This is a genomic window from Serratia sp. CY82433 (assembly GCF_052166535.1).
GTDB lineage: Bacteria > Pseudomonadota > Gammaproteobacteria > Enterobacterales > Enterobacteriaceae > Serratia > Serratia sarumanii.
Genome location: NZ_JBJNOR010000001.1, coordinates 868,482 through 881,297, shown reverse-complemented (window position 1 = coordinate 881,297; position 12,816 = coordinate 868,482). Strand labels below are relative to the sequence as shown.

Annotated in this window: 9 protein-coding genes; 2 read left to right on the top strand and 7 right to left on the bottom strand. The window is 58.1% G+C overall.

The window, feature by feature from the left end:
• Positions 1 to 14 precede the first annotated feature (14 nt).
• The 7 genes from ACJ8PI_RS04300 to ansB form a co-directional block, all read right to left on the bottom strand.
• Positions 15 to 2,285 carry a ComEC family protein gene (locus ACJ8PI_RS04300; RefSeq protein ID WP_080298838.1) on the bottom strand — a complete coding sequence of 757 codons (2,271 nt, stop codon included), beginning with the start codon at positions 2,283 to 2,285 and terminating at the stop codon, positions 15 to 17.
• Positions 2,286 to 2,561: 276 nt separating this feature from the next.
• Positions 2,562 to 2,846, bottom strand: coding sequence for an integration host factor subunit beta (gene ihfB, locus ACJ8PI_RS04295; protein ID WP_004928264.1), 285 nt, complete (start codon positions 2,844 to 2,846; stop codon positions 2,562 to 2,564).
• 62 nt (positions 2,847 to 2,908) lie between these two features.
• Positions 2,909 to 4,582, bottom strand: a complete 1,674-nt coding sequence (rpsA, locus tag ACJ8PI_RS04290) for a 30S ribosomal protein S1 (RefSeq protein WP_004928267.1) — start codon at positions 4,580 to 4,582, stop codon at positions 2,909 to 2,911.
• A gap of 184 nt (positions 4,583 to 4,766) precedes the next feature.
• Positions 4,767 to 5,456: a (d)CMP kinase gene (cmk, locus tag ACJ8PI_RS04285; RefSeq protein ID WP_004928270.1), complete on the bottom strand. Its 690-nt coding sequence runs from the start codon at positions 5,454 to 5,456 to the stop codon at positions 4,767 to 4,769.
• Between the two features lie 259 nt (positions 5,457 to 5,715).
• Positions 5,716 to 7,002: a 3-phosphoshikimate 1-carboxyvinyltransferase gene (gene aroA / locus ACJ8PI_RS04280; RefSeq protein ID WP_033637854.1), complete on the bottom strand. Its 1,287-nt coding sequence runs from the start codon at positions 7,000 to 7,002 to the stop codon at positions 5,716 to 5,718.
• Positions 7,003 to 7,116: 114 nt separating this feature from the next.
• Positions 7,117 to 8,202, bottom strand: coding sequence for a 3-phosphoserine/phosphohydroxythreonine transaminase (serC, locus tag ACJ8PI_RS04275; RefSeq protein WP_033637853.1), 1,086 nt, complete (start codon positions 8,200 to 8,202; stop codon positions 7,117 to 7,119).
• 302 nt (positions 8,203 to 8,504) lie between these two features.
• Positions 8,505 to 9,551 (bottom strand): L-asparaginase 2, encoded by a 1,047-nt coding sequence (ansB, locus tag ACJ8PI_RS04270; protein ID WP_049212662.1) that lies wholly within the window; start codon positions 9,549 to 9,551, stop codon positions 8,505 to 8,507.
• Positions 9,552 to 9,699: 148 nt separating this feature from the next.
• Between ansB and ycaO the strand changes: the two genes are divergently transcribed.
• Positions 9,700 to 11,463, top strand: a complete 1,764-nt coding sequence (ycaO, locus tag ACJ8PI_RS04265) for a 30S ribosomal protein S12 methylthiotransferase accessory factor YcaO (RefSeq protein ID WP_164134102.1) — start codon at positions 9,700 to 9,702, stop codon at positions 11,461 to 11,463.
• 460 nt (positions 11,464 to 11,923) lie between these two features.
• Positions 11,924 to 12,784: a formate transporter FocA gene (gene focA, locus ACJ8PI_RS04260; protein WP_019454548.1), complete on the top strand. Its 861-nt coding sequence runs from the start codon at positions 11,924 to 11,926 to the stop codon at positions 12,782 to 12,784.
• The last annotated feature ends 32 nt before the right edge of the window (positions 12,785 to 12,816 follow it).

The following is a 12,816-nucleotide window of genomic DNA, read 5'->3' as shown; positions in this document are numbered from 1 at the left end:
AATAGCGGCCTATTTTACTCATTATCGCCCTCTACGCCAAACCGCTGATGGTACCAACGGGGCATTAATTGTTCGCGAAAGCCTTTAATTTGCCAATCGTTGTCGAAAAAAAGCACCGACAACTGGCCGGAGCGCGTCGTATCGTGCCATGTAATGCCATTTGCCCGATACCGGGCGACCACTTTACGCGCCGGCAAACGCCATTTACCGTAACGAGATGCGGACGCCAGCGCAGCTTCGGGATTAACCGCGCGCAAAAAAGGCGGTGTTGAGGAAGTTTTGCTGCCATGGTGCCCCACCTGCAATACCGTGGCCGTTAAGCGGTCGCGCCGCAATCGGAGCAACTGCGCCTCCGCCCTCTTTTCCGCATCGCCGGTGAGCAGCAGACTGTATTTCCCGTCGTCGATACGGATCACGCAAGAGTCGTCATTAACCGGCCTTTTGAGCATTTTCGGCGGCCACAGCACCTCGAATTGCAACGACTGCCAGCGCCAACGCTCGCCGGCGATGCAGGGTAAATGCCCTTCCCCGCGTATCGGGCTGCGCACGGTAGCTTGCGGGAACGCTCGCCGCATCGTCGGGAGCCCGCCGATATGATCGAGATGAATATGGCTGATAATGATCTGCTCCAGCTCAATGCCCCGCCAGTTCAGCATCGGCAATATATGCCGTTCTGCGGCACTGCCTGTCGCCCAACGATCGCCGGTGTCGTACAGTATCCCCTTGCCGTTTTGCTCGATCACCACTGCCAGGCCGTGCCCGACATCGAGCATGTCGACGCGCCAATGGTAATCCGGTGCTTTACCTCGCCATAACACGCAGCATATGGCTATCGCTGCCAGTCCAGGCGCATAGCGCCACCACCAATGAAAGCGCCAACAGATAACGAGAAGCCATCCCGACGCGCTGGCAAGCAACGAGGCAGCCCCCAAATCCACCCAACCGCGCTGCAGATAATTTAACGGCACAAACACCCATCCCAACGTGAAATCCGCCAACCACCAAAGCCCGTAACTTAGCGAGGGGAAGATGCCGCAAATCAACGCCAGCAAAATCAACGGCACCGTCACCAATGAGACGATGGGCACCGCCCAGAGATTGGCCGGCAGCGAGGTCAACGTCAGGCCCAGAAACAGCGCGGCCTGCATCGGCACCAGCAGCAACGTCATGCCTAGCTGAATATGCAGCCAGCGCACCGGAGCCCAATACCACGCCGAACGAAATCGCTCGCCGAGCGGTGCCCACTCGAACCAAAAAATCAGGCACCCCACCGCCAGTACCGACAACCAGAAACTGTCTGACAAGACCGCCAACGGATCGCACAGCAAAATAAGCCCGATGCACCACAGCCACACTTGCCATGAAGAGCAATGCACGCCGCGCAAACGCAGCAGCATCCACAGCGTCATCGCCAACGCGGTACGCACCGCCGGCGGCTGGGCGCCCACCAACCAAACATAGATCAGCGTCGCCACCCAGCCCGCGATCAACGGAAAGCGATAACCAATCAGATGGGCGGGGAGGAAAAACTGCAGCGCGCGCAGCACTGCCCAGAACAAAATGGCGACCATCGCAACATGTAACCCCGATATGGCCATCAGATGAGCGATACCGGTTTTCAACATCAGCGTGCGCAAAGCCTGTTCGAGCGCGGTTCTTTCCCCAAACGCCAACGCCAGCAACACCGCCTTGTAACGCAATTCACCAATGTTGGCTTCAGCATGGCTGATAATGCGCTGGCGCAGGCCGCAATTCCCCTCCAGCAAGCGCGCCTGCCTGACCTGAGCGGTCAACGGCTGGCGCTGTGCGATCGCCCAACGTTGGCTGTCGAAGCCTCCTTCATTGAGCTTGCCATGCACCGGCCGCATGCGCAGTTTCAATTGCCAACGCTGCCCGGCACACAGCCGTTGCTCTTTCGGAGCCCATGTCGTGGTAAACGCCAGTGCAGGCACCAACCAATGGCCGTTGACCCGCTCGATGCGCATCAGCGTCTGCTTACTGGCGGCAGGCTCCAGTGCGACGCTGCTCACCTGTACCACCGCCGTCACGTCCGGTATGCGGCTTAAGCGCTCCATTTGCCCGAGCAGGCTTCCTGCGTTGAAAACCGCCCATATGAATCCCAAACACAGACAGGCCAAATAACGGCAGAACGGCCAACGGGTGCGCAGCAGTAAACCGGCGACCAGCAGCATCGGCCACAGCAACCATTGCTCTGGCAACTGCGGTAAAAGCAGCAGCGGCAAGATGCCGCAGATAACGGCGAATATCGCCAGATCCAGCGAAATTTTGATCGCTCTTCTCCCATCAGCTTCACCATGAGCAAAAACGCGTCACGAAGAGCAAGCAGGATTATTCAAGCGACATGTCGCCGCCAGCGGGCTTTAGTGAGGATGCGGCGAGCACGGCAAGATAAGAGAGGCTTATGCAGCAGCCACACCGCAAATGCGGCGCGGTACGCAATTCACAAGCAGAGCTCGGGGAATCGCAGGCGAAAAAAAACGGCGCCTTAAAGGCACCGTTTTATATTCTTTACAAGCAACAACGCTATGGGCAGTCAGCGACTAGCCATAGATATTGGCGCGGTCACGCAACTCTTTGCCTGGTTTGAAGTGAGGAACGTACTTGCCGTCCAGCTCGACTTTGTCGCCGGTTTTCGGGTTGCGGCCTACACGCGGGGCACGGTAGTGAAGAGAAAAACTGCCGAATCCGCGGATCTCAATGCGTTCGCCCTCAGCCAGCGTTGCGGCCATGTGCTCAAGCATCTCTTTCACTGCATCCTCAACGGCCTTCGCCGGAATATGAGATTGCTGGCCAGCAAGTCTTTCAATAAGTTCAGACTTGGTCATAGTACCTCCAAGCTTTGCAGCTAAACTACCGTATCGGGGCGGTCAGAGACCGCCCCCCGTCATTACTCGCCTTTAGCCGCTTTGAAAGCTTCAGCCATTGCGTTAGAGAAGTTGCCTTCTTCCTGTTTGTTGTTAACAGTTGCGATGGCGTCTTTCTCGTCAGCTTCGTCCTTAGCACGTACGGACAGGCTTACAACGCGGTTCTTACGGTCAACGCCGGTGAATTTGGCTTCAACTTCGTCACCTACGTTCAGAACCAGAGTTGCATCTTCAATGCGGTCGCGAGAGGCTTCAGATGCACGCAGGTAACCTTCTACGCCGCCTGCCAATTCAACTGTAGCACCTTTGGCGTCAACTGCAGTGACTTTACCAGTAACAATAGCACCTTTCTTGTTCATAGACAGGTAGTTATTGAACGGGTCTTCAGCCAGCTGCTTCACGCCCAGGGAGATACGCTCGCGCTCTGCGTCAACTTGCAGAACAACCGCTGCGATTTCGTCGCCTTTCTTGTATTCACGAACTGCTTCTTCGCCTGCAACGTTCCAGGAGATGTCAGACAGGTGAACCAGGCCGTCGATGCCGCCGTCCAGGCCGATGAAGATACCGAAGTCAGTGATAGACTTGATTTTACCTTCAACGCGGTCGCCCTTGTTGTGGGTTTCTGCGAACTGCTGCCATGGGTTGGATTTGCACTGCTTCAGGCCCAGGGAGATACGACGACGTTCTTCATCGATGTCCAGAACCATCACTTCCACTACGTCGCCCACGTTAACAACTTTGGACGGATGGATGTTTTTGTTGGTCCAATCCATTTCAGAAACGTGTACCAGACCTTCAACGCCTTCTTCGATTTCTACGAAGCAGCCGTAATCAGTCAGGTTGGTTACACGACCAGTCAGCTTGGTGCCTTCTGGGTAACGTTTCGCGATAGCAACCCATGGATCTTCGCCCAGCTGTTTCAGGCCCAGGGATACACGAGTACGCTCGCGGTCGAACTTCAGCACTTTAACAGTGATTTCATCGCCAACGTTGACGATTTCGCTTGGGTGCTTAACGCGTTTCCAAGCCATGTCAGTGATGTGCAGCAGGCCGTCTACGCCGCCCAGATCAACGAATGCACCGTAGTCAGTGAGGTTCTTAACGATACCTTTAACTTCCATGCCTTCCTGCAGGTTTTCCAGCAGTTGATCGCGCTCAGCGCTGTTCTCGGATTCGATAACCGCACGGCGAGAAACGACAACGTTGTTGCGCTTCTGATCCAGCTTGATGACTTTGAACTCAAGCTCTTTGCCTTCCAGGTGCAGAGTGTCACGTACCGGACGCACGTCAACCAGGGAACCTGGCAGGAACGCGCGGATGCCGTTCAGCTCGACGGTGAAGCCACCCTTCACTTTGCCGTTGATAACACCGGTTACAGTCTCAGCTTCTTCGTAAGCTTTTTCCAGCGTGATCCAAGCTTCGTGACGCTTAGCTTTCTCACGGGACAGCAGGGTTTCACCGAAGCCGTCTTCAACAGCATCCAGAGCAACGTCAACTTCGTCACCAACCTGGATTTCCAGCTCGCCCTGGGCGTTTTTGAATTGCTCAGCCGGGATGGCAGACTCAGATTTCAGACCGGCGTCAACCAGTACGATATCTTTGTCGATAGCAACAACGACGCCACGAACGATGGAACCCGGGCGGGTTTCGATTTCTTTTAAGGATTCTTCAAAGAGTTGAGCGAAAGATTCAGTCATGTTGTTAATCTTCAGGGTTCTTTAGTTTAACGTCCATTTAGCGTCCCGCCGAATGGGGTTGTTTCACATACCCCGCCATTGGCTCCATGCCGACAGGGTTTAAGGTTACAGGGGTAAAATTTTACCCGATATATTGCGATACCGCTATGACAAATATGACAAAAAGCCAATAGCGCCGCCGCGCTTATTGCTGCGGCAACGCCAACACTTTCTGTGCATACGTCAACGCCTGCCGGATCACTTCTTCGATCGACATGCTGGTAGAATCCAGCACGAGGGCGTCAGAAGCGGGCACCAGAGGCGCGATAGGCCGATTACGGTCACGGTCGTCCCGTTCCTTTATCTCGGCTAAAAGACGTTCAAAGTTAACATTAAAGCCCTTCTCCTGCAACTGCAGCATGCGGCGGTGCGCGCGCTCCTCCGAGCTGGCGTCGAGGAAAATCTTGACCGGCGCGTCCGGGAACACCACCGTGCCCATGTCGCGGCCATCGGCAATCAGGCCGGGCGCCTCGCGGAATGCGCGCTGGCGGCGCAGCAGCGCCTCGCGCACGCGCGGAAACGCCGCCGCTTGCGACGCGGTGTTGCCGACGGTTTCGGTGCGGATCTCGTTGCTGACGTCCTCACCTTCCAAAATCACCTGCAGCTTGCCGTCCTGGGCAACGAAGCGAACATCGAGATGTGCGGCCAGCGGAACCAGCGCTTCCTCAGAAGTGATATCCACCTGATGATGCAACGCTGCCAGCGCCAGCACGCGATAGATCGCGCCGGAGTCCAGCAAACGCCAACCCAGAGACTCGGCCAACGCTTTACACAGCGTGCCTTTGCCTGCGCCACTTGGTCCATCAACGGTTATCACCGGGGCTGTAGCCGTCATTTCTCTCTCCTTCAGGTAGAAAACCTCACAGAGACACGGCGTGCTTCGACTCGAAGCCCGTGCGCTCTGTCACCTGCCCAATCAGGGGCAAATACGGTGGCGTATTATACGCTGCCCTACGGCGATCTGTTACCCTGGAACTGTCCGGTTGTTGAAAATAAGCGCACAACCGCGAAAAAGTATAGAAGAAATGCCGGCCGCCAAAGGTTAAAAACGATAAAGGCCCACAAAGGGGCCTTAAAATAAACGATTTGACGGGTTACGCCGGCTGGCTGATGCGGGCCAGCTGTTCGAAATAGTCCGGGAAGGTTTTCGCGGTGCATTTCGGATCGAGAATGGTGACCGGCGTATCCGACAGCGCCACCAGCGAGAAACACATCGCCATGCGGTGATCGTTGTAGGTGCCGATCTCGGCGAACTGCAGTTTGGCCGGCGGCACGACGTGAATGTAGTCTTCCCCTTCGTCCACTTCCGCCCCCACTTTACGCAGCTCGGTGGCCATCGCCGCCAGACGGTCGGTCTCCTTCACCCGCCAGTTGTAGATATTGCGGATGGTGGTCGGCCCCTCGGCGAACAGCGCCGCGGTGGCGATGGTCATCGCCGCGTCCGGAATGTGGTTCATGTCCATGTCGATGCCGCGCAGTTCACCGCGGCTGCACTCGATGAAATCGTCGCCCCAGGTAATGCGCGCGCCCATTTTCTCCAGCACGTCGGCAAACCTGGTGTCGCCCTGCACGCTTTTGCGGCCGATGCCGGTCACGCGCACGGTGCCGCCCTTGATAGCCGCCGCCGCCAGGAAGTAAGAAGCGGAAGACGCGTCGCCCTCAACCAGGTAATCGCCCGGCGCGATATACGTCTGGCGCCCCTGGATATGGAACACCCGATAGTTGTCGTGGCTCACCGATACGCCGAAAGTGCGCATCAGATGCAGCGTGATGTCGATGTACGGCTTGGAAACCAGCTCGCCCTTGATGTGGATCTGCGTATCCTGCGGCGCTAGCGGCGCAGTCATCAGCAACGCGGTCAGGAACTGGCTGGAGACGCTGCCGTCAACGGTGACGTCGCCGCCCTGGAAGCCGCCGCGCAGGCGGATCGGCGGGTAATCGGTCTGCTCGAGGTAATCAATCTGCGCCCCGCCCTGGCGCAACGCGTCCACCAGATGGCCGATCGGGCGCTCTTTCATGCGCGGTTCGCCGGTCAGCACCACGTCGCCTTCGCCGAGGCACAGCGCCGCCGCCAATGGGCGCATCGCCGTACCGGCGTTGCCGAGGAACAGTTCCAGCGGCCGTTCGGCCACCAGCGGCCCGGCCACGCCGGTCACTTCGCACAGGGTGCGATCGGCGGAAAGCTGGTAGTTCACGCCCAACGCCTGCAGCGCGTTCAGCATATGACGCACGTCGTCGCTGTCCAGCAGGTTGGTCAGCCGGGTCGTGCCTTTCGCCAGCGCCGCCAGCAGCAGAGCGCGGTTAGAAACGCTCTTCGAGCCGGGTAAGTTGACGGTGCCATTGACCAGGGCGACCGGTTGTAACGTCAGGGAATCCACCATGTGAACAAAACTCTCCAATTCTGATAAACGAAACGGCTCCGGAATAATGCCGGAGCCGCTTTAATGCAAAAGGACAACAGCCTGAGGCAGCCCGCGCCTGGCGGGCTGACGGAATCAACCGTGACGACGTTCGAAGTCGGCCATGAAATCGGTCAGCGCCTGCACGCCGGCCAGAGGCATGGCATTGTAAATAGAAGCGCGCATGCCGCCAACTACCCGGTGGCCTTTCAGCGCCTGCAGGCCGATGGCCTCGGCTTCGCTGAGGAACACCTTGTCCAGCGCCGCATCGGCCAGTTGGAACGGCACGTTCATCCACGAACGGTTGGCGATCGCCACCTGGCTGCGGTAGAAGTCGGATTTATCGATGGTCGCGTACAGCAGCTCGGCCTTGGCCTGATTGCGTTTTTGCATCTCCACCAGGCCGCCCTGCTCTTTCAGCCATTTGAACACCAGCCCGGACAGGTACCAGGCGAAGGTCGGCGGGGTGTTGAACATCGAGTCGTTCTCGGCCAGCACGGTGTAATCGAGGATCGACGGCACTTCTTTGCGCGCCTTGCCCAGCAGATCGTCGCGCACGATCACCAGCGTCAGGCCGGCCGGGCCGATATTTTTCTGCGCGCCGGCGTAAATCACGCCGAAGCGGCTGACGTCGAGCGGGCGGGACAGGATGGTCGAGGAGTAATCGCCGATCACCACCTTGTCGCCGAAGTCCGGCGTTTCATCGATGGCCACGCCGTCGATGGTCTCATTCGGGCAATAGTGCACGTAAGCCGCGTCGTCGCTGAGCTGCCACTCTTTCATCGGCTTGATGCCGCTCAGGCCGTCGATGCGGGTTTTCACGTCGATGACGTTCGGGGCGCAATACTTTTCCGCTTCCTTGATGGCGCTGTGCGCCCAATAGCCGCCGTCGATATAGTCGGCGGTGGCCTTGTCGCCCAGCAGGTTCAGCGGCAGCGCCGCGAACTGCGCGCGGGCGCCGCCGTGGCAAAACAGCACTTTATAGTTGGAGGGGACTTTCAGCAGATCGCGCAGATCCTGTTCCGCCTGCTCGGCAACGGCGATGAATTCTTTGCTGCGGTGACTGATCTCCATCACTGACGTGCCCAGCCCGTGCCAGTTGCACAGTTCCTGTTCCGCACGACGCAACACTTCCACCGGCAGCATCGCCGGGCCAGAGCTAAAATTATAAACCTGAGTCATTTCCCCTCACCACATTCACTGTTCGCCGCAGAAAAGCGACCTGTCGAAAAGACGCCCGAAGTTAACGCTCGCGTTAACCAACCCATCGGTTTTATCACTCACGCCCCATGGCTGCAACGCTTATTCGCCCGTCGGCGGCAAACGGCCGCGCCGGGTGATGACAGGCTCTGCGGCCGTCGCGATTGTTTGGACGATAAAACCCTGTGACATGGGGAAATTCAGCGGGTTAACGCGGTGTTTTATGCTGTATTCAGCCAAGATGGCTGCGAGAGCCCGGCCGGCTCCCGCAGGAGAGAAAACGATCAGTACTGATTGAACATCTGCTGGATCTGCTTCGCGTCTTTGGTTTGCGTCAGCGCCAGCTGCAGCAGTATGCGCGCTTTTTGCGGATTCAGCGTGCCGGCGGCCACAAAGCCGTACTTGGCGTCGTCCACTTCCGCATCTTCGGTGGTGGCGCCGGTCGGCACGCGCGATGAGCGCACCACCGCCACACCATTGTGCGCCGCCGTCGCCAGGGTGTCGAACACGGTTTTATACAGGTTGCCGTTGCCGACCCCGGCGCTGACGATGCCCTGGTAGCCTTCGGCGATCAGCGCCTTGGCCGGCGCATCGGAGGCGTTGGCATAGTTGTAGATGATGCCGACCTTCGGCAATTCGTTCAGCTTGCTGACGTCGAACGGCGTATCCCGGGTATGCTTACGCTGCGGCGAGCGCTGGTAATCGATCTTGCCGTTGTGGATATACCCCAGCGGGCCGTAGTTCGGCGACTGGAAGGTCTGCACGGCGGTGGTGTTGGTCTTGGTGACGTCGCGCGCATCCAGCACGGTGTCGTTCATCGCCACCAGCACCCCGCGGTTGGCCGATTGCGGATCCGCCGCCGTCACCACCGCGTTGTACAGATTGAACGGGCCGTCGGCGCTCATCGCCGTCGCCGGCCGCATCGCCCCCACCAGCACCACCGGCTTGTCGCATTTCACCGTCAAATCGAGGAAATAGGCCGTCTCCTCCAGCGTATCGGTGCCGTGGGTGATGACGAAGCCGTCGGTCTTGCCGCAGTCGGCGTCAATTTTCTTCGCCAGCGTCAGCCAGACCTGATCGTTCATGTCCTGCGAGCCGATGTTCACCACCTGCTCCCCCTGCACGTTGGCGACGTTCTTCAGCTCCGGCACCGCATCGACCAGCGCCTCGACGCCCAGCTTGCCCGCGGTATAGTTGGATTTCGTCGCCGAATCGCCGCCGCCGGCGATAGTGCCGCCGGTCGCTAGCAGGGTGATGTTGGGCAGCGCCAGCGCCGAGGCGCTGAAGCCGGTCAACAAGAGGGTTAACGCGCTGAGTTTCACTGATTTCATTAGATTTCTCCGTGACAGATAACTCGCTGAATTATGGCGCCTATCCTTAAAAAAACTGTGACTTTGCCGCCGCTTTAGGAATACGTGGAGCTCCAGCGTAAAACCCCGTATCATTGCGCGTTTTTAGTACGCGCAAAAAGTGAAGACAATGACGCAAACTTTTATCCCCGGTAAAGACGCCGCCCTGGAAGACTCCATCGCCCGTTTCCAGCAGAAACTGAGCGATCTCGGTTTCAACATCGAAGAAGCCTCCTGGCTGAACCCGGTGCCGCACGTGTGGTCGGTGCACATTCGCGATCGCGATTGCCCGCTGTGCTTCACCAACGGCAAAGGCGCCAGCAAAAAAGCCGCGCTGGCCTCCGCGCTGGGTGAATATTTCGAGCGCCTGTCCACCAACTACTTCTTCGCCGATTTCTATCTGGGCAAGCAGATCGCCGAAGGCGACTTCGTGCACTACCCGAATGAGAAATGGTTCCCGATCCCTGAAGACGACGCGCTGCCGGCCGGCATCCTCGACGAACGCCTGCACGCCTTCTACGATCCGCAGCAAGAGCTGAGCGCCAGCGATCTGGTCGATCTGCAGTCCGGCAACGCCGATCGCGGCGTGTGCGCGCTGCCGTTTACCCGCCAGTCCGATCAGCAAACCGTGTACATCCCGATGAACATCATCGGCAACCTGTATGTTTCCAACGGCATGTCTGCCGGCAACACCGCCAACGAAGCGCGCGTGCAGGGCCTGTCGGAAGTGTTCGAGCGCTATGTGAAAAACCGCATCATCGCCGAATCCATCAGCCTGCCGGCGATCCCGGACGACGTGCTGAACCGCTACCCGGGCGTGGTGGAAGCCATCGCCAAACTGGAAGAGGAAGGTTTCCCGATCCTCTCCTATGACGCCTCGCTGGGCGGCAACTACCCGGTGATCTGCGTGGTGCTGTTCAACCCGACCAACGGCACCTGCTTCGCCTCGTTCGGCGCGCACCCGGACTTCGGCGTGGCGCTGGAGCGCACGGTGACCGAACTGCTGCAGGGCCGCAGCCTGAAAGATCTCGACGTGTTCACCGCGCCGACCTTCGATGACGAAGAAGTGGCGGAACACACCAACCTGGAAACGCACTTCATCGACTCCAGCGGCCTGATCTCCTGGGATCTGTTCAAACAGGACGCGGATTACCCGTTCGTTGACTGGAACTTCAGCGGCAGCACGCAGGAAGAGTTCGCCACCCTGATGAGCATCTTCGACAAGGAAGACGCGGAAGTGTACATCGCCGACTACGAGCACCTGGGCGTCTACGCTTGCCGCATCATCGTGCCGGGCATGTCCGACATTTATCCGGCTGAAGACCTGCTGCTGGCCAACAACAGCATGGGCGCGCACCTGCGCGACACGCTGCTGGCGCTGCCGGGCAGCGAGTGGGAGCCGGAAGAGTACCTGGCGCTGATCGAGCAGCTGGACGACGAAGGGCTGGACGATTTCACCCGCGTACGCGAACTGCTGGGCATTGCCAGCGGCAAAGACAACGCCTGGCATACCCTGCGCGTGGGCGAGCTGAAGGCGATGCTGGCGCTGGCGGGCGGCGATCTGGATCAGGCGCTGATCTGGACCGAATGGACGCAGGACTTCAACGCCTCGGTGCTGAGCCCGGCGCGCAGCAACTACTACCGCTGCCTGCAAACGCTGCTGCTGCTGGCGCAGGAGCCTGAACGCGAAGCGGCGCAATACTATACCGCGTTCGTGAAGATGTATGGCCAGGAAGCGGTCGACGCCGCCTCCGCCGCCATCAGCGGTGAAGAACGCTTCAACGGGCTGTTCGCCGTCGATGCCGATCTGAAGGCGCTGCCGGCCCATCAGGCGCTGCTGGCGGCCTACGAGAAGCTGCAGGCGGCCAAACGCCGCCACTGGGCTAAGGCCTAAGCGTCATCAGGGGCACTACCACTTTGGGAGTACCCCTGCTGCCAAACGCCGCACGCCGTTGCGGCGTTTTCATTTTTGCGGTTTATTTCAACGCATGCGGTTTTATTTTTTCGCCGGAAAATAGGCGGTTAAACGACCATAAAAATAAATAAACCGTCAATTGTTGCCGGACGGTGAAATAATAATTAACCGATAATTAAACTTTCAGCCCTGCGCGGCGACAAAACGCCTAAAAATTTAACTTTAGCGCCTGCGGCCCACCCTGCACATTCAAAAAAATTTGCAAACATTAAAAAATTGTTTTATCTTAAAAATCAATAGATTAACCACAAAAACCACACAAAAAACACGTCATTTTGCCGCTCTACTTCCCCGCCTTATGATCCAAATCAAATTTTCCCCTATACTGCTTTGCTAGTATCTCATTGCGTTGTTTTAACCCTTAAGAGCGAGAGTTAGTTTGAAAACTGACAGCCCCTTCGATCTGATTTTACCTGCGGCAACGGCGAAAATCGCTGAAGATGCCGGCGTGTATAAAGCCACCAAACATCCGCTGAAAACGTTTTATTTGGCGATCACCGCCGGTGTCTTCATTTCCATCGCCTTCGTCTTCTACATCACGGCGACCACCGGCACCGCCGGCGTGCCTTTCGGGCTGGCGAAACTGGTCGGCGGCATCTGCTTCTCTCTCGGGTTAATGCTGGTGGTGGTGTCGGGCGCCGACCTGTTCACCTCTACCGTGCTCATCGTCATCGCCAAGGCCAGCGGCCGCATCAGCTGGGGCCAGCTGGGCGCCAACTGGCTGAACGTTTATCTCGGCAATCTGGTCGGCGCGCTGTTCTTCGTGGCGCTGATCTGGTTCTCCGGCGAGTATATGGTCGCCAATGGCCAGTGGGGGCTGAATGTCCTGCAAACCGCAGACCACAAGCTGCATCACACCTTTATCGAAGCCGTGTGCCTCGGCATTCTGGCTAACCTGATGGTCTGCCTGGCGGTCTGGATGAGCTACTCCGGCCGCACCCTGACCGACAAGATGCTCGCCATGGTGTTGCCGGTCGGGATGTTTGTCGCCAGCGGCTTCGAGCACAGCATCGCCAACATGTTTATGATCCCTATGGGCATCGTGGTCAAACACTTCGCCACGCCGGAATTCTGGCAAGCCGTAGGGGCGGTACCTGAGCAATTCGCTCATCTGACAGTAAGCAACTTCATCATCGACAACCTGATTCCGGTCACCATCGGCAACATCATCGGTGGCGGTCTGCTGGTTGGGTTGACTTACTGGGTAATTTATCTGCGCGGGGGCCGCGAACAGCACTAAGCTGTGAGTTACCGCGCGCAGAGTTAGAAATC

Excerpts from the sequence above, each read along its gene's own strand:
- ihfB (WP_004928264.1), bottom strand. The coding sequence starts at position 2,846 with ATGACCAAGTCTGAACTTATTGAAAGACTTGCTGGCCAGCAATCTCAT.
- rpsA (WP_004928267.1), bottom strand. The coding sequence starts at position 4,582 with ATGACTGAATCTTTCGCTCAACTCTTTGAAGAATCCTTAAAAGAAATC.
- cmk (WP_004928270.1), bottom strand. The coding sequence starts at position 5,456 with ATGACGGCTACAGCCCCGGTGATAACCGTTGATGGACCAAGTGGCGCA.
- aroA (WP_033637854.1), bottom strand. The coding sequence starts at position 7,002 with ATGGTGGATTCCCTGACGTTACAACCGGTCGCCCTGGTCAATGGCACC.
- serC (WP_033637853.1), bottom strand. The coding sequence starts at position 8,202 with ATGACTCAGGTTTATAATTTTAGCTCTGGCCCGGCGATGCTGCCGGTG.
- ansB (WP_049212662.1), bottom strand. The coding sequence starts at position 9,551 with ATGAAATCAGTGAAACTCAGCGCGTTAACCCTCTTGTTGACCGGCTTC.
- ycaO (WP_164134102.1), top strand. The coding sequence starts at position 9,700 with ATGACGCAAACTTTTATCCCCGGTAAAGACGCCGCCCTGGAAGACTCC.